This is a genomic window from Pseudomonas sp. BP8, from assembly GCF_017875955.1.
In the GTDB taxonomy this organism is placed as follows: Bacteria; Pseudomonadota; Gammaproteobacteria; order Pseudomonadales; family Pseudomonadaceae; genus Aquipseudomonas.
Window position 1 is genome coordinate 3555789 of sequence record NZ_JAGINK010000001.1, and the last position, 19456, is coordinate 3575244.

Genomic DNA, 19456 nt, shown 5'->3' on the forward strand with positions numbered 1-19456 from the left:
AAGGTGCTCACTGAAAGCGCTTGGCTTTACAGCGTGAGGTTTTGAATCGTCCGACCACCGTCTGCGTAAAGGCTCTGTCCGGTTATGTAGCTGGAGTGATCGCTGAGCAGGAATCCAATGCCGGAGGCCACTTCTTCGGATTCAGCAACTCGCCCCATTGGCGTGCGCGCATAAATCGAGTCCAGGGCATTGGGTTTTTGCCTGACCAAGTCATCAAGCATTGCGGTACGAACAGTGCCGGGGGCCATGGCGTTGACGCGAACCCCATACGGCGCGAGCTCAACTGCCATAACTCGGGTCATCTGTGCGATCGCGCCTTTTGAGGTCGCGTATGCGGTGTGCGTTGGGGTGGCGATCACGGCATTGATCGACGAAACCAGCACTACCGAATAGCTTTCTTGTGCCTTGCGGGGAGACTTGGCCCACAGCCGAGCCAGGGTCTGGACTACTCGGAATGAACCCAGGACGTTGATGTTCAGAATTTCCGAAAACTCTTCGTCCTGCAGTTCAAGAAAATCATGATGTCGATCGATCCCGGCGCTGGTTACCACGCCGTCCGGTACGCCGTGAGCTTCAACAGCAGCTGCTACCAGCGACTCAACAGAGGAGCGCGAGCTAACGTCGCAAGATACGTAGATGGCGCCTTTAGGCAGTCCCTGTGGGGCTGGCCCACGACCTGCGAGGGTAAGGCGGGCCCCCCGGCTTGCCAGGAAATGCGCCGACGCCAGGCCAATGCCGCCTGCGCCTCCGGTAATAATGAAGGACTTACCTTCGAAGTTCATGCTGACGCTCCTTTAAAACCAAATAGCTCTGCTGCGTTTTGTACAAACAACAGCTGCTGCTCTGCCTCGCCGGGCACAATGCGACGGACGAGATCTACCAATGCCCGGTCATCCGGTGCAGGTTGGAGATTAGGATGGGGCCAATTGGAGGCCCAAAGAACCCTGTTCGGTGCTTCCTTTGCCACGATGCGGGCCAAGCGGGCGGTATCTTCGTAGCCTGGGCCACCAGTCAATGAAGTCTCATAGAGTCCGGACAACTTGACCCAGGTCTTTCCCGCAGCGAGCAGGTTAAGAAGCGCTTTGAATGCAGGCGCCTCAGGCTCGACTGGCGACAGGAACTTACCCACATGATCAATCACCAATGGGCATTGAATGTCGGAGAGCAGGGCTGCCCGGTCAGCGAGTTCGCGACCGTCGAGTTGAAGGTGAAGCTGCCAATTCCTTTCTGCTAGGCGCGCGGAGAGTCGAGGAAGTTCATCCCACGAGAGGAAGCCGCCATTGAGCATGAATGCTCTCAGCCCGATAACGCCGTGAGAGGCCAACTGATCCCAAAGTGTGTCGGTTGCGTCAGCCTGAGTAACTGCAATGCCGCGAGCACTATCACCTAACGCCTCAAGGCCGCTCAACATGGTTGAGTTGTCGTCGCCGTAGAGCATTGACTGAACAAATACCACGCGATCTATTCCGACATGCTTCATTACTGCCTGATAAGCGGGAAGCTCGGCATGTGGGACTGAAAACGGGGTCGACCCCTTGTGCAGGCCGGGAGCATAAAGGTGCATATGCGCATCGACTGTTCCGACAGGAGCAGCTTGGTATCGGGCATCAGTCATTGGGTGATCTCGCGGCAGGAACGGTGATATGAGGTCTGAAGTATCAGAGCTCCCATGTCCGTAGTCACAACGTGCTCAAGGCGAATTCGTTGTAATGCGCCGATAGCTTTTCCGTAGAAGTGGCTCTGGCGAACTCCACGGGTAACGATGCCGAAGACCGGTCGAGTATCGGTGTGATTAGCCGAGACCCTTTCAGTGCTCGACTGCGGGTGTTGCGGCTTATCACTGTGGCCAAAGTCGCCAGGCAGGCAGGCCTGAACGACTACAGGCTTGTAGGCAAGACCTGCTAGTGCTGTGAGATTCCCCAAATACGTACAGAACTTCAGGCAAGCCTTTCCGAAGTTTCGATGCACCTTGGAGCCAACGGTTTTTATCTGTTTTGTGGCCATGGCAACTCCCTCTCGATGCAAATATAAGTATCAATGTAGTCATTTGCTGTCAATGCAGTAAAAAGCCTCATTTTGAGCTAAACCTACGTAACCAATTGATGTATATATTTATTTCGTCATGGTCTATCGAGGGTTGCTTTGACTAATATTTACAAAATCGCTCAATTTGAGGCATTTGCATGTCAAACTTGTAAACAGCCCTGGAAACAGCGCTCCGGCGAGCCGGCCATTGCAGTAAACAATGGCTTGGGCCGGGGGATGAGGGTTGGAGCGTGGGCAGGAGCAGGAGCAGGAGCAGGAGCAGGAGTGGGAGTGGGAAGGGGGAGGTCAGTCGGTGAGTTGCATGGATCAGAGCAGATCGGCGGTGTCCGTAGCGCTGAAGTGATCACGGAGGTGCGCGACGAAACATTGAACAGCTTGGGGAACATGTGCTGACCACGGGCGTATCGCAAAGAGGTGAGAGCCGAAGTAGCCTTGCACTCGCCATTGACCTAAGACCTCCACCAAGTCCTCACCTTCAGGCCCTTTGGCGCTGAAGTCCGGCAACATGCCTATACCCAGTCCGCCAGCGACAACCGTTCGCATGACCTCGCTGTTGTTGGCTCGAAAGGTTCCGTCCACTGGTACGGAAATAGGGGCTGGCTTTGGTCGAACCCGTTCCTTGACGAATGTCCAGACCCCGGTGGCGCGTTCCCCGGAATAGAGCACGCAGTTGTGATCGGCCAGGTCGCGGGGATGTTGCGGTTCACCGTGGGTATCGAGGTAACCCTGGCTGGCAACGAGCACTGAGCGGGTTCGGCACAGTGGCCAAGCGATGCAAGATTCAGGGGGGCTACTTGTGTGACGGATCGCCACGTCGAACCCCTCATGAAGCAGGTTCACTAGGCGGTCGACCAACTCCAGTTCAATCTTGATTTCCGGGTTCTGCGCGAGGAATGCAGGGATCAGCGGGGCTACGTGTTGCCTTCCAAAGGCCACTGGGGCCGTGACACGTATGGTGCCCCTCGGCGCGCCCACCAGATCTTTGGCTGCCCAAACACTTGCACCGATCCGCTCAAAAGCGGGGGTGGTGTCTGCCACCAGATTGTGCCCCACCTCTGTAAGACTGACTTGTCGAGTCGTTCTTCGCACCAATGGCAGGCCGACCGTTTTCTCAAGGTTGCTGATCCTGGCGCTCACGGAAGCTTTGGACACACCGAGTCGTTGAGCGGTTTTAGTGAAGCTCCCTGTCTGCGCCAATACGGTTAGCAGATGGATGTCGCCCAGTACGGATCCCAACTGGTCGGACGCCATAATCGCACTCCTTTAATGGTGGATTGTTCAGTTTACTGAAAAGTGAAGTCGCCGTATCGGTCTTCTATCTGATCAATGCAAGGCACAGACTATGGCCACACACCCGACAACGAGGCAGTCACCATGAGTCAAGATCAGCACTCCATCCCAGTCATTGGCCACTGGATTAATGGCAAAGTGGTTGAGCCCCAGGGCGCTTCTGTACGTGAAGTGTTCAACCCTGCCACCGGCAAGGTGGGTGCCAAGGTGATCCTGGGGGGCGAGAATGAAGTGGCAGCAGCGGTAGCTGCCGCGAGTGCCGCGTTCCCTGCTTGGGCAGACACTCCTCCTGCACGCCGGGCGCGTGTCATGTTCCGCTTCCTGGAACTGCTCCATAAGCACAGCGACGAACTGGCGAAGGCCATTACCCTGGAGCACGGCAAAGTGCTGGATGATGCTCGTGGCGAAGTTGCCCGTGGCATCGACATCGTTGAATTTGCCTGTGGTATTCCGCAGCTTCTGAAGACCGGTTTCAGCGACCAGGTTGCTCGTGGGATGGACAACTGGGTGCTTCGTCAACCACTCGGTGTGGTGGCCGGCGTTACGCCGTTCAACTTCCCAGTGATGGTGCCTATGTGGATGTTTCCGGTGGCCTTGGCGACTGGCAACTGCTTCATCTTGAAGCCAAGCCCGATCGACCCAACGCCTTCGCTGCTTCTCGCTCAGCTGCTTCAAGAAGCAGGCTTGCCAGATGGCGTTTTCAACGTCGTTCAAGGTGAGAAGCCAGCTGTGGATGCGCTCCTGGAGAACGATGAGGTCAAAGCCCTTTCCTTTGTTGGTTCGACGCCAATTGCGCAACACATCTATGCCACTGGCGCAGCGCGTGGCAAACGAGTTCAAGCACTGGGTGGTGCGAAGAACCACTTGGTGGTGATGCCTGACGCGGACATCGATCAGGCTGTGAATGCGCTGATCGGCGCTGCTTATGGTTCGGCTGGTGAACGCTGCATGGCGATCTCGGTCGCAGTCCTGGTAGGTGATGTGGCCGACCGTTTGCTGCCAGTGCTTGCTGAGCGCACCCGTAAACTGGACATCGGCAATGGCCTGCAGTCAACGTCTGAAATGGGCCCGATCGTGAGTCGAGAAGCGCTCGACCGCATCAGCGGCTACATTCAGTCAGGCATCGACGAAGGGGCCGAGTTGCTGGTGGATGGTCGAAACATTTCTGCTCAGAAAGCCGGCACCGCCGAGGAGAACGGCTACTGGCTGGGCGGTGTGTTGTTCGATAACGTCACCCCCGAAATGCGCATCTATAAGGAAGAAATTTTCGGCCCGGTTTTGGCCTGTGTCCGAGTGCCAGACGCTGCAGCTGCAATTCAGTTGATCAACAAGCATGAATTTGCCAACGGCGTAAGTTGCTTCACTCGTGATGGCAACGTGGCTCGTGAGTTCGGTCGTCGGATCGAGGTTGGTATGGTTGGCATCAACGTTCCAATCCCTGTGCCGCTGGCATGGCATGGTTTCGGCGGCTGGAAGCGTTCTTTGTTCGGCGATATGAATGCTTATGGTGAAGAAGGCGTTCGCTTCTACACCCGTCAGAAGAGCATCATGCAACGCTGGACTGGCAATGATAAGGGTGCGGAATTCGCAATGCCCACGCCAAACTAATTCTTCAAGCGATCATTAAGGGGCCTTGAAAGACACGATGTCTTTCAGGGCTTTTTATTTACTTAGGGGGTGGGCAAATAATTTTTAAGATCTGCTGGTCTTGATGGAGTTGAATTTCCGGCGGAACTGATTCAATGGCTATGTTTGACTATCGAATGTGATATGGAGGTCGCCAAGTTGCACTTGCTGAGTTCTGAAATGGCTCAGAATGATGCATTTTAGGCATTCACAATGCACGCGTTTGGTTTTATGATATTTTGGCTATGAATTGATCTTATTGCTATTCATCCCGTTTTTGGCTAAGCCGTGACTGCAAGTTGACTTCAGTGAGGCCAGGAATAGGGCGAGCCTTATACGCTGAGGTTGAGATGAAGCCAAATAGTATTAGCGAAAGTGTAGAGTATTGCGGACTACGATTGAATACTAAATCGAAAGAAGCCATCTTTGGAATCAGAACTGCATCAGTCAAGGCCACAGCATTCCGGGTTTTGGCCTTGTTGACTCAGCGAGCTGGCGACATCGTAACGCGTAAAGAATTGCTGCAATGTGTGTGGGGTTACGACTTTGACCCGGGCACTAAGATAATAGAGGTTCAGTTGAGCTACCTTAGGAAGGTGCTTGCGGCGTTAAAATGCCGTCTTCGCCTAAAATCAGTAAGAGGTGTTGGGATAAGGCTTATGGCTTGAGCCGAGAGGGTATCTTTTCGTCATCGGCGAGTGATTGGAACTGGATGCCAATCTAAAGTCGCACGAGTCTTATGAGAAATGTTTTATGTATGTTTGCCTATGTCGACACCCATCAGGGTTACGGTATTCATGATGACGGCCTCCGGAATGAAACACCCTGTGAAAGCTTAGGCTTCACAGGGGGCCGGGTGACCATCTCATTTAGTAGGCACAACATTCCAGGGCCAGTGCTCTGGCAAGCTGGGCTACTTCTTTCGAAAAGTCCGTGCACCTGCGGGTCATTTGAATTTCCTAGGCCGACGTGAAGACATCCGCAACCAGGTGGCGTAGCCATACGTTGACCGGGGAGTGATGCAGGCGGCCATGCCAATACTGCTTTAAATCGTAGGTGGGCAGCTCCAAGGGGGCTTCAAGGGTTCTGACCTTCGCTTCGTTGGCATAGAGGCGGGCTACTGTGCGGGGCAGTACTACCACCAGGTCTGAGCTCTGGATAATTGAAGGGACACTCATGTAGTGCGAGATCTGAAGTGCGATTTTACGTTGGACATGCTGCTCGCTCAGGTAGGTTTCGAACATCTCCTGGCTGCGGCTCCCATCGCGCACCTGCAGATGGTCTGCTTCGCAAAATGCCTCCAGGCTCAGGCGCTCGCCTTTGATTGGGTGTCCGGCTCTTACCATGCAGACCAGGTCATGAGAGAACAGGCGCTGCTGGTAGATGTTCGGCCCGGTCAAATCAGGGAAGTAGCCCAACGCGGCATCAACCGTCCCCTCCCGCAAAGCGCCTGCAAGCTGATCTGGTGCCAAGCTGATCGTCTTGATTCGCGTATGGGGCGCTTCACGCCTGACCCGCTCAAACAGCGCCGGTAGAAACACCACTTCGCCCACGGCGCTGAGGCACAGCGTGAATTCGTGGTCGCTGGTACTCGGATCAAAGGTCGGGCTGCTCAAAATTTCGGTATCGATGATCTCCATAACCTCACGCGTGCGGTCGATGATCGCTTGAGCACGCGGCGTGGCCTCCATGTTTGCACCGGATCGGATGAATAGCGGGTCGTCCAGGGATTGCCTCAGGCGTGCGAGCGAGGCGCTGGCGGCCGGTTGACTGATACCCAGCTGTTTCGCTGCGAGCGTTACGTTCCCGTGTTCATAGATGGCCAGCAGCAGGCGAAGCAGGTTCAGGTCAGTGCGCATCTGTATAACCAAATCAAATAGACTGAATAAATAGAATTTGCTTTTGTTATTTATACGTTAACGGGAGGATGTGTCCAGACAAAAATAAATCAAAGGTCAAAGTCATGATCAATCTGCACGACATTCGTTACGTGCGCTTGGGCACTGCGAACCTGAATGATGCTCGACGTTACGCCACTGACATTCTTGGGCTGGAAGTCGCGCGCGAAGCCAATGGCGCGGTCTACTTTAAGTCCGACAATCGTGATCACACCCTGTGCTACTACGAGGGCGATCCGCGTGAAACCACCTCCGCTTTCGAAGTCTGTACCAAGGATGAGCTGGAAAGCGCCGCCGTGCTCCTGGAAGCGAACGAATTCCACGTCGAGCATGCCTCTCGCAGCGACTGTGAAGTGCGCTACGTCGATGACTTCATCCGCTTCAAAGACCCCAGCGGTAACACCATCGAGCTCGTACTCAAGCCTCATGCTAGCGGCCCACGCTATTTCCCCAGCCGTGACGCCGGTGTAACTGGATTCAGCCACATCGGTCTGCGTACGCTTGATGCGCGTCGGGATGAGGCGTTCTGGACTAAGATCGCCAACGCCAAGGTCAGTGATTGGATCGGCGATGCGCCGCTGCTGCGCATCGATGATGTGCACCACAAAATCGCGTTGTTCCCGTCCAAGTACTCGGGCGTGCAGCACATCAACCACCAAGTGGAAAGTGTGGACGACGTGATGCGGGCCTACTACTTCCTGCTCGACCGGGGCATCAAGATTCTGTTCGGCCCAGGAAGGCATCCAACGTCGGGGGCTGTGTTCCTCTACTTCCAGGGCCCCGACGGTATGACCTACGAGTACTCCACCGGCGTGAGCACGATCACACCAGAGGCATCGCTCACACATCACCCTCGTAAGTTTCCTGCTGTCCCCAAGTCGTTCTGCATGTGGGGCTCGAAACCTGATATCCCGGAATTCAAATCATGAGCGCCCAACCTGCACCCACCCAGCAGAATCAGGTTGAGCTGCGTATGGCTGCCCGTGCTCTAGGTCGTGCCGGCCTGGTACATGCTTACGGCCATTGCAGCGTTCGTCTCGATGCAGATCACTTTCTTGTTTGCGCGGCCAAGCCGATGGGGCTTATCCAATCCGGCGAAGACGGAGTTGTTGTTACTGTGAACGGTGACCTTCCTGAAGGCGTGCTGGGCGAGGTTCGTATCCACCAGCAAATCTATCGCAGACGAGCAGATATTCGCGCAGTAATGCGCAGCATGCCTGCCCAAGTCATGGCGTTGTCTGCCGCAAGGCTGACACCCCACGCACGCCATGGCATGGGCACCTATTTCCAGCCAGGCATTCCGCTCTGGGATGACGTCCAGCTGCTGCGCAGCGACGAACAGGCCTCCCGCCTTGCTGACCTCTTCGGCGAAGGCAAGGCGCTGGTAATGCGTGGCAATGGAGCCATTGTCGCCGGGGCAAGCCTGGTCGAGGCGCTGACCCTGACGTGGTACCTCGAAGATGCCGCGAGGATCGAATTGCTCATCAGGAGCGCCGGCCTGGTCGACGCCCCTTCCCTCAGTGCCGAAGCCTGCGCAGAACGCGCAACCAATTCGGGCCGGATCTACGAACGCATGTGGGACTACCTCACTGCTGGTGATCCTGAAGCCACCGTACTCAACACCTAATAACAAGAGGATTCAACATGCCTGTAAGTGAATTCCGCCACTTCATCAACGGCGAATGGGTGAGCAGCGTGCGCACCTTTGAGAACCGCAATCCTGCCGATAACAGCCTGATTGGTCGTGTCCATGAAGCTGACAAAGCCACCGTCGACGCGGCAGTCAAGGCAGCCAAAGCCGCGCTGCGGGGCCCGTGGAGTCAGCTGACCGTCGCGCAGCGTACTGCTCTGCTGCACAAGGTCGCTGACGGCATCGAACGCCGCTACGATGAGTTCGTAGCCGCTGAAGTTGCCGACACCGGTAAACCTCACCACCTCGCTGGGCACCTCGACATCCCGCGCGGTGCCGCGAACTTCAAAGTCTTCGCGGATCTGATCAAGAACGTTCCAGCGGAAAGCTTCGTCATGGACACCCCTGACGGTGGCAAGGCGGTGAACTACGCCGTGCGCACTCCGCGCGGTGTCATCGGCGTGGTATGCCCCTGGAACCTGCCGCTGCTGTTGATGACCTGGAAGGTGGGCCCCGCGCTGGCTTGCGGTAACACCGTCATCGTAAAACCCTCCGAAGAAACACCCGCCACCGCGACGCTGCTCGCGGAAGTGATGAACGAGGCGGGTATCCCGCCAGGTGTCTACAACGTAGTGCATGGCTTTGGCGGTGACTCAGCGGGCGAATTCCTCACCAGCCACCCTGGCGTTGACGGCATCACCTTCACCGGCGAGACCGGTACTGGTGAGGTCATCATGAAGGCGGCAGCAAATGGCATTCGCCCGGTCTCTCTGGAATTGGGCGGCAAGAACGCTGGCATCGTCTTCGCTGACGCTGACCTCGAAAAGGCTGTAAAGGGCTTGGGTCGCGCTGTGTTTGAAAACAGTGGTCAGGTTTGCCTGGGCACCGAACGCATCTACGTGCAGCGCCCATTGTTTGATCGCTTCGTCGCGGCCTTAAAAGTGCATGCCCAAGGCATCACGGTCGGTGATCCCAAGGAATCGGGCACCACCATGGGGCCAGTAATTTCGCTCGGTCACCGTGAGAAGGTGCTCTCGTACTACCGCCAGGCGCAGAAAGACGGCGCCACCGTTGTTCACGGCGGCGGTGTACCGGACGTTCCAGCTCACCTCGCCGAGGGCGCCTGGGTTGAACCCACCATCTGGACTGGCTTGCCAGAGACTTCCTCGGTCGTTCAGGAGGAAATTTTCGGCCCGTGCTGCCACATCGCGCCCTTCGACACCGAGGAGGAAGCGGTCGCCTTGGCCAACAACACGCCTTATGGCCTGGCGTCGAGCGTCTGGACGTCCGACCTTCAAACTGCCCATCGCATGGGCGCCGCTCTTGAAGTCGGTATCTGCTGGATCAACTCGTGGTTCCTGCGCGACCTGCGCACCGCCTTTGGTGGCTCCAAACAGTCAGGCATCGGCCGCGAAGGTGGTGTGCACTCGCTTGAGTTCTACACCGAACTTCGCAACGTCTGCGTGCGCCTCTGAGGATCGAGTAATGAGCACTCCTGAAATTCAAAAAATCGGCCAGCAGCTGCACCAGGCACTGCAATCGGGCGAGCCTCTGGCGCCGTTGACCGACAGCCATCCGGACATGACGCTGGAACAGGCGTATGCCGTCCAGTTGGCGATGATCCAGCCGCGTCTGGACACCGGTGCAAAGGTCATCGGCAAGAAAATTGGCGTCACCAGCAAGGTCGTCATGAACATGCTCAAGGTGAATCAGCCTGACTTCGGTCACCTGCTCTCCGACATGTTGTACAGCGATGGCGGTGCGATCGAGGCGAGCTCCATGATCGCCCCAAAGGCAGAAGGCGAGATCGCTTTCCTGTTGAAAGAAGACCTGCAGGGGCCCGGCGTGACGGTCGCGGATGTACTGCGCGCGACGGCTTCGGTCATGCCTTGCTTCGAGATCGTCGACTCCAGGATTCGGGATTGGAAAATCCAGATTCAGGACACCGTCGCGGACAATGCTTCCGCTGCCGCATTCGTGCTTGGTGACAGCGCTGTCGATCCTCGCAATGTGGATCTGGCATGCGTGGGCATGACCCTGGAAAAGAACGGTGAGATCGTCGCCACTGGCGCCGGTGCAGCGGCTCTTGGCCATCCAGCCAACGCCGTGGCGTGGCTGGCAAACACTCTGGGCAAGTTGGGCATTGGCCTCAAGGCCGGGGAGGTCATCCTCTCTGGCTCGCTTGCTGCGATGGTGCCGGTTCAGGCCGGTGATCAGCTGCGTATCAGTCTCGGTGGTATCGGGTCTGCTTCTGTCCGCTTTGTTTGAAGGAAAACACTATGAACCTTTCTACTGCCACCATCGAACAACTGGCTGAACACTTGGAAAATGCCGAGCTGAAACGCGAAGCCGTATCCAAGATCACCGATGCCCATCCCGACATGGATTGGGAAGATGCTTACGCAATTCAGGACGCAATTCGCCGTCGCAAAGAGGCGCGTGGTGTTCGCATCGCGGGCCTGAAAATGGGCCTGACCTCGTTTGCCAAGATGAAGCAAATGGGCGTCAGCGATCCTATTCATGGCTTTCTGACCGACTACGGCTCATGCCTTGATGGCGCCGCTATCGATGTGGGCGGACTGATCCATCCCAAGGTCGAGGCCGAGATTGCATTCGTCCTCAAGCACGCCCTAAAAGGGCCTGGCTGCCACATCGGCGATGTACTGGCGGCAACTGATTTCATTCTTCCGGCAGTGGAGGTCATCGACTCTCGCTACGAGAACTTCCGCTTTGACCTCAAAAGTGTGATTGCTGACAACACCTCGTCCGCCCGCTACGTCACCGGTGGTCAGATGTGCAGCCCAATCGGCATCGACCTCAAGTGCCTGGGTGTCGTGCTTGAGAAGAACGGCGAAGTGATCGCCACTGCGGCAGGCGCAGCGGTACTGGGCCATCCAGCGCAGAGCGTGGCCATGCTTGCCAACATGCTGGGTGCCAAGGGTCAGGAGATCCCTGCCGGTACCTTCATCATGACCGGCGGCATGACCGAAGCCATCGCAGTCGAGGCGGGAGACCACATTAGCGTGCGTTATCAGCACCTGGGCAGCGTCTCGATGCGCTTCGTTGGTTCCAACTCCCACTGATTCAGGAGGCGTGTCATGCCTATTGCCATGATCCATATCGCTGAAGGCCGCAGTGAAGAGCTCAAGCATCAGTTGCTCGTCAATGTGACGGACGCCATTGCCAAGAGCTTGAACGCGCCGATCGAAAGCGTGCGGGTGCTGATTCAGGAAATCCCCGAAACCCAATGGGCAGCGGGCGGGAAAACGCTGGCTGAACGCAAGCGCTCCCAAGCCTGACCACGGGAATTTCCGACGCCATACCGCGAGGTGTGGGGGCTTAAAGAGGAACCAGAAATGAGTAAGCCAGTAAAGGTCGCCATCATCGGGTCGGGCAATATCGGCACTGACCTGATGATCAAAATTCTGCGCAACGGCCAGAATCTGGAAATGGGTGCTATGGTTGGCATCGATCCAAAATCTGATGGCCTGGCGCGTGCTGAGCGGATGGGCGTGGCCACTACCGCAGGTGGTATTGATGGCCTGATCGCCCTGGAAGGTTTCCAAGACATCAAGATCGTCTTCGATGCCACCAGTGCAGGGGCGCATGCTCACCATAACAAGCTGCTGCAGGAGCGTGGCGTTCGCGTCATCGACCTCACCCCGGCTGCGATCGGCCCCTATGTGATTCCTGCGATCAACCTGGACGCCGAGTTAAGCGCTTCCAACATCAACATGGTCACCTGCGGCGGTCAGGCAACGATCCCGATGGTGGCGGCGGTCTCCCGGGTGACCAAGGTTCACTACGCCGAAATCGTAGCGTCTATTTCGAGCAAGTCGGCAGGCCCTGGCACCCGCGCCAATATCGATGAATTCACGGAAACCACTTCCAGCGCAATCGAGAAGCTGGGTGGTGCGGACAAAGGCAAGGCCATCATCGTCCTGAACCCTGCTGAGCCCCCGTTGATCATGCGCGATACCGTTTTCGTGCTGGCTGAAAGGGCCGATCAAGATGCCATCGAGCGTTCCATCGCTGACATGGTGGAGGTGGTTCAGAGCTACGTCCCTGGCTATCGACTGAAGCAGAAGGTGCAGTTCGAAGACATCCCAGATTACGCCCCGGTGAACGTCCAAGGCTTGGGCCCACGCAGCGGCCTGAAGGTCTCGGTGTACTTGGAGGTGGAGGGTGCTGCCCATTACCTCCCGGCGTATGCCGGCAACCTCGACATCATGACCTCTGCCGCTATGGCATGTGCCGAGCGCATTGCGCAAACCCGCCAAGGGGAAGCCTGATTATGAGCACCAACAAGAAACTGTACATTTCTGACGTGACGCTGCGCGATGGTAGCCATGCGATCCGTCACCAGTACACAATCGAAAACGCCCAGGCGATCGCCAGCGCGCTCGACAAGGCGAAAGTTGACTCGCTTGAGGTCGCCCATGGCGATGGTCTCAGCGGATCCAGCTTCAATTATGGTTTCGGCCGGCACTCCGACCTGGAGTACATCGAAGCAGTGGCCGACGTGGTGCAACATGCCAAGATCGCCACACTGCTGCTGCCCGGGATTGGAACCGTTCACGACCTGAAGGCCGCTTATGCAGCCGGTGCCCGCGTAGTGCGCGTGGCGACTCACTGCACCGAGGCAGATGTCTCCCGACAGCACATCGAGTATGCCCGGGAGCTGGGCATGGATACCGTTGGCTTCCTGATGATGAGCCACATGATCCCTGCCGAGCACTTGGCCGCTCAGGCCAAGCTCATGGAGAGCTTCGGCGCTACTTGCGTGTACATGGCCGACTCCGGCGGTGCAATGAACATGCAGGACATCCGGGATCGCTTGCGTGCATTCAAGAACGTGCTCAAGCCGGAAACGCAGACGGGCATGCATGCGCACCACAACCTCAGCCTGGGCGTAGCCAACTCCATCACGGCGGTGGAGGAGGGCTGTGATCGCATCGACGCGAGCCTAGCAGGCATGGGCGCGGGTGCAGGTAACGCGCCTCTGGAAGTGTTCATCGCCGCTGCCGAGCGACTTGGCTGGAATCATGGCACTGATCTTTACGCCTTAATGGATGCCGCTGACGACATCGTGCGCCCACTCCAGGATCGCCCCGTTCGCGTAGACCGTGAAACGTTGGCGCTGGGGTATGCCGGGGTGTATTCCAGCTTCCTGCGTCACGCCGAGATCGCGGCTAAACGCTACGGCTTGAACACCGTGGACATACTCGTCGAACTCGGTCGTCGCAAGATGGTCGGCGGTCAGGAAGACATGATCGTTGATGTCGCTTTGGACATTCTGAAAAGCAAAAAATAACGCCGCAGTTGTTCTCTAGATAAACCCTAAACAAGCCTAATAATAGGGGAATACAGCATGAGCAGTTCCGTTCGCATCGGCGATATTATCGACGGTGCCAAGATATCGGTGTATCAGGTAATCATCCTGACCCTGTGCTTTATGATCGTCTTGGTGGATGGCTTCGATACCGCCGTCATTGGCTACATTGCCCCAGCTCTGCGAGAAGAGTGGGGGCTGTCACCTGTACAGCTTGCACCGGTGTTCGGTGCGGGACTGTTCGGGTTGATGATCGGTAGCCTCTTCTTCGGCCCGATAGCCGATGCCTTGGGGCGCAAGCGCATACTGCTCTTGTCTGTCTTCCTGTTCGGGATGTGCACGCTCATTTCAGCCTACTCCCCCTCTGTCGAGATTCTGACAGTGCTTCGCTTCCTCACCGGTCTCGGTCTGGGCGGGGCCATGCCCACCTGCATCACGCTGACCTCGGAATATTCCCCTGCCCGGCGGCGGATGATCATGGTGACCCTGAGCTGGAGCGGGTTCACTGCAGGCCTCGCGTTGGGTGGTCTGCTTGCTGCCCAGATCATTCCAGTCTTCGGGTGGCGGGGCGTGCTGATACTCGGTGGGGTGGTGCCATTGGCCATGCTTCCATTCCTGGCCATTTTCCTCCCTGAGTCCGCGCGGTTCATGGCATCGCGCCCACAACAGCAGAACGCCCTGCGTAAAGTGGTTGAGCGGATCACAGGTGAAGACTGGCGTGACCGGGTCATCCTTCCAGATGAAACGTCGGCTCGTACTCAAACCTCGATCTCTCAGCTGTTCATCGAGGGTAGGGCCGTCAAAACGGTGCTGTTGTGGAGCGCGTTTTTCTGCTCGCTCTTCGTGTTCTACCTCATCACCAGCTGGTTGCCATCGCTGCTCAAAGATGCCGGCTATGACATCGTTCACGCATCCAGGATCGGGGCCATGGTGCCCATCGGCGGGACGGTAGGTGCGATTATTCTTGCGCTGTTGATGGATCGACTCGGCCCTTACCGTGTACTGGCGACGTCCTACCTCGGGGCGGCGCTGGTAATTGCGGCCACTGGTTACTTGGTCAATGACCTCTACCTGCTGGCAGGGGCGGTCTTCCTGATCGGCTTCGGCGTTGCCGGCGCGCAAAACGGGCTGAACCTTGTCTCTGCAAACATCTATCCGACGACCGCCCGGGCGACCGGCGTCAGTTGGGCGATGGCCTGCGGCAGGCTCGGCTCGATTGCGGGATCAACTATGGGCGCCTGGATCATCGCGGCAGCTGGAGATACGTCGACATTCTTCTGGTGGTTGGCGTTGCCAGTCCTGATCGGTGCCTCGGTTATCTTTGCGCTTTATATCATCAGCCTCGGACAACGGGCGTCTCTGCCAGGCGCCTCTACTTATTTAAGTTAGTTTTCATATAGGTATTACTACTTCCTCAATTGCCAGCGATGCGTCGGCTGGGAGCTGGCTGCGTGCCAAATAAAATATTTCCGCCACAAATATAATAATTAGGAGAAATCCATGTCGCGCCCTAAGCATATTGTTTTTAGTGTGTTTGCCTTGATGGGATTGCCGTCTGCGAGCTTTGCGGAAGGATTTGTTGAAGATTCTCATGCTCGACTGGACATGCGGAATCTCTACTTTAATCAAGACCTGCGAGATGGCACTATCAAACCCTCCAAGCTGGAAGAATGGGGGCAGGGATTCGTCTTTGACTTCACGTCCGGATATACCACGGGGCCTGTGGGTGTCGGCATCGACGCGCTGGGCCTGTTGGGCCTGAAGCTGAACTCTGGCAAGGGTACTCATTACAACCCGCAAAGCACCAACCGCGCAGGCCAGCTGTTCCCGACCGACAGTGATGGCCGTGCGGTGGACGAATTCAGCTCGCTTGGCTTGACCGGGAAGCTTCGATTCGCCAAGACCGAGGTGAAGCTCGGCACGCTCCGTCCCAAGATGCCTGTCTTGGTGTTCAACGATGGACGCCTGCTGCCTGAGACCTTCCAGGGCGTCCAGGCAACCTCCCGCGACCTGGACAAGTTCACGTTCACCGCCGGCCAGATTCAACGTGTCAAAAGTCGCAACTCATCGAATGGTGAGGGGATGGCGATTTCCGGCGCGGGTGGCGCATCGGGCAAGCGCAGCAATGAGTTCAATTTCGCTGGCGTCGACTACAGCCTCAGCAAAGAGCTGACGCTCCAGTACTACTATGGCGAGCTCCAGGACTTCTACCGGCAGCACTTCGTAGGCTTGGTTCACAACACACCACTTCCAGTTGGTTCATTCAAAACCGACCTTAGGTACTTCGATAGCAGTTCTTCGGGCAAAAACGGTAGCGTGGCAGGGCGGGCCGAGGGCTACCGCAGTGCGGGCTACCGCAACGAAGGTGAGGTGGATAACCGGGCAATGGCAGCACTGTTCACCTATACGCTTTCCGGTCACTCCATCGGGTTGGGCTATCAGCACCTGAGTGGCGACAGCGACTTCCCCTTCGTGAACCAGCAAGACGGGGCCTCTACCTACCTGATCACCGATCGGCAGACCGGCGCTCGCTTTCAGAAAGCAGGAGAGCGCTCGTGGGTTGCCTTGTACAATCTTGATTTTGCAGCCTATGGCATCCCTGGCCTGACCACGTCGCTCGCCTACCAGCGCGGTGATCAGATCAAGACAACCACCGGTGACAAGCAGGAGTGGGAGCGAGACTTCTCGGTCTCCTATGCCTTCCAGAGTCCAGCACTGCGGGGCTTGGGCGTTTCATGGCGCAACGCAACCCTTCGAAGCACCTACCCCTCGCAACGCAACCTGGATGAAAACAGGATCTACATAACCTACACGGTGTCGATTTTCTAACACCGCAAGTGAAAGGAGGGATCGCATAGCTGGGGAGCTGGCGATCCCGCGTGGACTTTTGATGCCTCATCCAAAGCGCTTACTGAGCGAGCTCATCGATTCGATCCTGCCCAACCCCATCCCCATCTGACATGGCCACTGCGCGCAGCTTTGGGCGAGCCGGGGCAGGCTTTTTTCAGCCGTCTGCTGTGACAACCATCATCCAATCTTTCGACGTCGACCTAGCGCACACGGACAATCAGGTGGGACAGGTCGGCTGAGCGACTTGGCTTCGTTGAAGCCGGCGTGATCAAGGAAACCGCCTTTTAGTCGGCAAGTGGTTGGATCTAGGGCTGTGTCAGAAGATCCTGCAGGCGCAGACATCACCTCACGAGGACTGACTTGCCGGCCTGACACTCGCCAAGACTTGGCAAATGAAAAGCCCGCGCCGGAGACCGGGGCGGGCTTATTCATTTCAGCATCGAATCAAGCCAGATCGGCTGGCTGAATGATCTCGACGCAGGATGCGGCCAGGGCTCGTGAAAGACTATCTGTATCTCCCGATTTACCTGGAAGAGCTGGTGGAGCTGAAGTCGGCAGCGCGGTGGAACATCACCAATCTTCAAGAGCATCTGGATGAGCTTGCCGGCGATGATCCTTGGGCAGACATAGCCAGCGTACAGCAGTTAATACTGTAGAAATGCAGCAGTGAATCGGCGTGAAAGAATAGTAGGGAGAAGCGCCGAACCAATCGCCACTAGCGCTGACGTCTGTAGTCGCTAGGTGAGAGTCCGGAATCTTTTCGGAACAGATGTGAAAAATGGCTAGGATTTGAGTAGCCGATCTCGTTAGAGATTGCCACGATGCTTTTGTCTGTTTCTCTCAGCATTCGCTTTGCTTCCTCCAAGCGTAGCTTTATTTGGTACTGCGAGGGGGCTAGACCGATGGCTCGTTTGAAGAGCCGATTGAAGTGATACTCGCTCATGCCTGCCTGCTGGGCCAAAGCCCTCAAGCTGAAAGGTTCTGCTAGGTTGTCGGTCATCCAGGCCGTGATGCGACGTAGCTTGTGCAGGGGGAGGGCAGGGGCTGATTTGTGAGCCTCCGCATCTATTTCTACATACTGACGAGCGAGGTGGACGCATATGGCCTGGGCGACTCCTCGAGTGAACAGTCGGTTTGCGTCTGAGCGTTCTGATTCTGCTCGTAGTACCTGCAGCAGGGATACTAAAGCGTCATCAGCCACGCCGGAAACATCCTGGAGCATCGCCTGGTTGGCTCTATCGCCAAACACCGACTGCAGTATTTCTTCGAAAAGCGCCAAGTCCAGAAGCACCATCACCACCTCGACAGGCTCGGCGCTAAACCGTGTCCAGTTGAACTCGTAGGGGGCGCCTCCAGCGGTAATGAACAGCGACCCTTCGCTGATTCGAGTGCTGGCCCATTCTCCGTTCTCGGCTCGTTCACAGGTATCTGCAACCCCAGATGTCACCCAGACGATCAGGGGCTCAATGACAGCTGGCATGGTGAAGGTTTCCGACAACGTGGTCAGAGCAAACGTGGACATCTGCACGTCCCGCCACGCCAAGCCCTGAGTCGAGCTGATTTTCGTGCCTGCGGGATAGCTGTCGAGGCGGTTAGCCGAGGTCATCTCAGGGACGGGTTCGGTGTTCATGACCATCACTCGGGTAGGAAATGCTGTCAAAAGATAAAAGCAAAATCACGATAGTTCGGGCAAGGCTCGGGTAGAGCGATATCACCTCTGGATCCACACTTAACTCATGAAGTTTACCGCCGACCATAGAGGTGATGGCATGAAGATGCGTAAATTGGGTAACAGTGGTCTGGAGGTTTCTGCTCTGGGCATGGGTGTGATGAATCTGAGCTTCGGCACGGGCAAAGCGGTTAGCCAGGATGATGGCGTCCGAGTGATCCATGCTGCTCAGGATCGGGGGATCAACTTCTTCGACACAGCCCAGGCCTACGGGCCTTACACCAATGAGCGGCTTCTCGGTGAAGCTCTCGTAGGGCGGCGGCTGCAAGCAATCATCGCAACCAAATTTGGATTCAAGCTTGAGAACGGTGGAATTGTCGGTACGGACAGTCGTCCGGAGACCATTCGCGCTGTGGCCGAGGCCTCGCTGATCAGTTTGAAGACCGACTACATAGACCTTTTCTACCAGCACCGCGTAGACCCAAATGTCCCAATCGAAGATGTGGTTGGGACGTTGAAAGACCTCATCAGCGAGGGCAAGGTGCTTCACTACGGTCTTTCGGAGGTGGGTGCATCCACTATCCGAAGGGCACATGCAGTTCATCCCGTGGCGGCTGTTCAGAATCAGTATTCGATCTGGACTCGCGAGCCGGAGGCGGAGGTGATCCCCGTTTGTGAGGAACTGGGTATTGGCTTTGTCCCATGGGGCCCCCTTGGTACTGGGTTCTTGACTGGCACCATTACTGCCGACACGAAGTTTGATAGCTCCACAGATCTTCGAGCAAGCTTCCCTCGTTTCACCCAAGAGGCCATTCGAGCGAACATGCCCGTGGTTGAGATGCTTCGAGTCCTTGCTGCACGGAAGAAGACCAGCCCGGTACAGATTGCATTGGCATGGCTGCTGGCCCAGAAACCCTGGATTGTGCCAATCCCAGGTATGGACAAGATTGAGTACCTGAACGAGAACATCCTTTCTGTCGACCTGGAGCTTACCGACGACGACCTGCGTGAAATCGATACGCAGTTGGCGTCCATCAACATTCAAGGTGCCCGGCTGGACGATGGGCTGTTGTCGATGTCTGAAAAATAACTCCTTGCTCATGACCGCACGCGGG

General features: G+C 56.7%; 19 protein-coding genes. 13 read left to right on the forward strand and 6 right to left on the reverse strand.

What is annotated here, in order from left to right; all coding sequences use genetic code 11:
- Window positions 1–26 precede the first annotated feature (26 nt).
- The 4 genes from J3B00_RS15575 to J3B00_RS15590 all read right to left on the reverse strand — a co-directional run bounded on the left by J3B00_RS15575 (window position 27) and on the right by J3B00_RS15590 (window position 3297).
- Window positions 27–782, reverse strand: coding sequence for an SDR family oxidoreductase (locus tag J3B00_RS15575; protein ID WP_209868444.1), 756 nt, complete (start codon window positions 780–782; stop codon window positions 27–29).
- Window positions 779–1615, reverse strand: a complete 837-nt coding sequence (locus J3B00_RS15580) for an amidohydrolase family protein (RefSeq protein ID WP_209868446.1) — start codon at window positions 1613–1615, stop codon at window positions 779–781. The genes J3B00_RS15575 and J3B00_RS15580 overlap by 4 nt, the downstream gene beginning before the upstream one ends.
- On the reverse strand, window positions 1612–2004 hold the full coding sequence (locus J3B00_RS15585) for a hypothetical protein (protein ID WP_209868449.1): 393 nt from the start codon (window positions 2002–2004) through the stop codon (window positions 1612–1614). The genes J3B00_RS15580 and J3B00_RS15585 overlap by 4 nt, the downstream gene beginning before the upstream one ends.
- Window positions 2005–2352: 348 nt before the next feature.
- Window positions 2353–3297 carry a LysR family transcriptional regulator gene (locus tag J3B00_RS15590; RefSeq protein ID WP_209868451.1) on the reverse strand — a complete coding sequence of 315 codons (945 nt, stop codon included), beginning with the start codon at window positions 3295–3297 and terminating at the stop codon, window positions 2353–2355.
- Window positions 3298–3420: 123 nt separating this feature from the next.
- On the opposite strand from J3B00_RS15590, the gene J3B00_RS15595 reads away from it, so the two are divergent.
- A complete protein-coding gene (locus tag J3B00_RS15595) occupies window positions 3421–4944 on the forward strand; it encodes a CoA-acylating methylmalonate-semialdehyde dehydrogenase (protein ID WP_209868453.1) in 1524 nt (507 codons plus the stop codon).
- A gap of 977 nt (window positions 4945–5921) precedes the next feature.
- On the opposite strand, the gene J3B00_RS15605 is transcribed toward J3B00_RS15595, so the two are convergent.
- The gene (locus J3B00_RS15605) at window positions 5922–6821 is read right to left on the reverse strand and encodes a LysR family transcriptional regulator (protein ID WP_209868458.1); all 900 of its coding nucleotides are present in this window, start codon (window positions 6819–6821) and stop codon (window positions 5922–5924) included.
- Window positions 6822–6925: 104 nt separating this feature from the next.
- On the opposite strand from J3B00_RS15605, the gene J3B00_RS15610 reads away from it, so the two are divergent.
- The 11 genes from J3B00_RS15610 (at window position 6926) to J3B00_RS15660 (ending at window position 17328) form a co-directional block, all read left to right on the forward strand.
- Window positions 6926–7789 carry a VOC family protein gene (locus J3B00_RS15610; protein WP_209868461.1) on the forward strand — a complete coding sequence of 288 codons (864 nt, stop codon included), beginning with the start codon at window positions 6926–6928 and terminating at the stop codon, window positions 7787–7789.
- Entirely contained in the window at window positions 7786–8487 is a 702-nt protein-coding gene (locus J3B00_RS15615) for a class II aldolase/adducin family protein (protein ID WP_209868463.1), read from the forward strand. The genes J3B00_RS15610 and J3B00_RS15615 overlap by 4 nt, the downstream gene beginning before the upstream one ends.
- A 17-nt stretch (window positions 8488–8504) precedes the next feature.
- On the forward strand, window positions 8505–9965 hold the full coding sequence (locus J3B00_RS15620; protein ID WP_209868466.1) for a 2-hydroxymuconic semialdehyde dehydrogenase: 1461 nt from the start codon (window positions 8505–8507) through the stop codon (window positions 9963–9965).
- A 10-nt stretch (window positions 9966–9975) separates the two neighbouring features.
- A complete protein-coding gene (gene dmpE, locus J3B00_RS15625) occupies window positions 9976–10758 on the forward strand; it encodes a 2-oxopent-4-enoate hydratase (protein WP_209868468.1) in 783 nt (260 codons plus the stop codon).
- An 11-nt stretch (window positions 10759–10769) separates the two neighbouring features.
- Window positions 10770–11573, forward strand: coding sequence for a 2-oxo-3-hexenedioate decarboxylase (gene dmpH, locus J3B00_RS15630; protein ID WP_209868471.1), 804 nt, complete (start codon window positions 10770–10772; stop codon window positions 11571–11573).
- Window positions 11574–11588: 15 nt separating this feature from the next.
- Window positions 11589–11789 carry a 2-hydroxymuconate tautomerase family protein gene (locus J3B00_RS15635; protein ID WP_209868473.1) on the forward strand — a complete coding sequence of 67 codons (201 nt, stop codon included), beginning with the start codon at window positions 11589–11591 and terminating at the stop codon, window positions 11787–11789.
- A 57-nt stretch (window positions 11790–11846) separates the two neighbouring features.
- Window positions 11847–12782: an acetaldehyde dehydrogenase (acetylating) gene (locus tag J3B00_RS15640; RefSeq protein WP_209868475.1), complete on the forward strand. Its 936-nt coding sequence runs from the start codon at window positions 11847–11849 to the stop codon at window positions 12780–12782.
- A gap of 2 nt (window positions 12783–12784) precedes the next feature.
- Window positions 12785–13804 carry a 4-hydroxy-2-oxovalerate aldolase gene (dmpG, locus tag J3B00_RS15645; RefSeq protein ID WP_209868476.1) on the forward strand — a complete coding sequence of 340 codons (1020 nt, stop codon included), beginning with the start codon at window positions 12785–12787 and terminating at the stop codon, window positions 13802–13804.
- Window positions 13805–13861: 57 nt separating this feature from the next.
- Window positions 13862–15211 (forward strand): aromatic acid/H+ symport family MFS transporter, encoded by a 1350-nt coding sequence (locus J3B00_RS15650; RefSeq protein ID WP_209868478.1) that lies wholly within the window; start codon window positions 13862–13864, stop codon window positions 15209–15211.
- A gap of 111 nt (window positions 15212–15322) precedes the next feature.
- Window positions 15323–16651, forward strand: a complete 1329-nt coding sequence (locus J3B00_RS15655) for an OprD family porin (RefSeq protein WP_209868480.1) — start codon at window positions 15323–15325, stop codon at window positions 16649–16651.
- 518 nt (window positions 16652–17169) lie between these two features.
- Entirely contained in the window at window positions 17170–17328 is a 159-nt protein-coding gene (locus J3B00_RS15660) for a hypothetical protein (protein WP_209875187.1), read from the forward strand.
- A 59-nt stretch (window positions 17329–17387) separates the two neighbouring features.
- Here J3B00_RS15660 and J3B00_RS15665 read toward each other — a convergent pair whose 3' ends face one another.
- Window positions 17388–18302 (reverse strand): AraC family transcriptional regulator, encoded by a 915-nt coding sequence (locus J3B00_RS15665; RefSeq protein ID WP_209868482.1) that lies wholly within the window; start codon window positions 18300–18302, stop codon window positions 17388–17390.
- A 139-nt stretch (window positions 18303–18441) separates the two neighbouring features.
- On the opposite strand from J3B00_RS15665, the gene J3B00_RS15670 reads away from it, so the two are divergent.
- Window positions 18442–19431, forward strand: a complete 990-nt coding sequence (locus J3B00_RS15670; RefSeq protein ID WP_209868485.1) for an aldo/keto reductase — start codon at window positions 18442–18444, stop codon at window positions 19429–19431.
- Window positions 19432–19456 lie beyond the last annotated feature (25 nt).

Coding starts and splice junctions, on each gene's coding strand:
- J3B00_RS15575 (WP_209868444.1), bottom strand. CDS start 782: ATGAACTTCGAAGGTAAGTCCTTCATTATTACCGGAGGCGCAGGCGGC.
- J3B00_RS15580 (WP_209868446.1), bottom strand. CDS start 1,615: ATGACTGATGCCCGATACCAAGCTGCTCCTGTCGGAACAGTCGATGCG.
- J3B00_RS15585 (WP_209868449.1), bottom strand. CDS start 2,004: ATGGCCACAAAACAGATAAAAACCGTTGGCTCCAAGGTGCATCGAAAC.
- J3B00_RS15590 (WP_209868451.1), bottom strand. CDS start 3,297: ATGGCGTCCGACCAGTTGGGATCCGTACTGGGCGACATCCATCTGCTA.
- J3B00_RS15595 (WP_209868453.1), top strand. CDS start 3,421: ATGAGTCAAGATCAGCACTCCATCCCAGTCATTGGCCACTGGATTAAT.
- J3B00_RS15605 (WP_209868458.1), bottom strand. CDS start 6,821: ATGCGCACTGACCTGAACCTGCTTCGCCTGCTGCTGGCCATCTATGAA.
- J3B00_RS15610 (WP_209868461.1), top strand. CDS start 6,926: ATGATCAATCTGCACGACATTCGTTACGTGCGCTTGGGCACTGCGAAC.
- J3B00_RS15615 (WP_209868463.1), top strand. CDS start 7,786: ATGAGCGCCCAACCTGCACCCACCCAGCAGAATCAGGTTGAGCTGCGT.
- J3B00_RS15620 (WP_209868466.1), top strand. CDS start 8,505: ATGCCTGTAAGTGAATTCCGCCACTTCATCAACGGCGAATGGGTGAGC.
- dmpE (WP_209868468.1), top strand. CDS start 9,976: ATGAGCACTCCTGAAATTCAAAAAATCGGCCAGCAGCTGCACCAGGCA.
- dmpH (WP_209868471.1), top strand. CDS start 10,770: ATGAACCTTTCTACTGCCACCATCGAACAACTGGCTGAACACTTGGAA.
- J3B00_RS15635 (WP_209868473.1), top strand. CDS start 11,589: ATGCCTATTGCCATGATCCATATCGCTGAAGGCCGCAGTGAAGAGCTC.
- J3B00_RS15640 (WP_209868475.1), top strand. CDS start 11,847: ATGAGTAAGCCAGTAAAGGTCGCCATCATCGGGTCGGGCAATATCGGC.
- dmpG (WP_209868476.1), top strand. CDS start 12,785: ATGAGCACCAACAAGAAACTGTACATTTCTGACGTGACGCTGCGCGAT.
- J3B00_RS15650 (WP_209868478.1), top strand. CDS start 13,862: ATGAGCAGTTCCGTTCGCATCGGCGATATTATCGACGGTGCCAAGATA.
- J3B00_RS15655 (WP_209868480.1), top strand. CDS start 15,323: ATGTCGCGCCCTAAGCATATTGTTTTTAGTGTGTTTGCCTTGATGGGA.
- J3B00_RS15665 (WP_209868482.1), bottom strand. CDS start 18,302: ATGAACACCGAACCCGTCCCTGAGATGACCTCGGCTAACCGCCTCGAC.
- J3B00_RS15670 (WP_209868485.1), top strand. CDS start 18,442: ATGAAGATGCGTAAATTGGGTAACAGTGGTCTGGAGGTTTCTGCTCTG.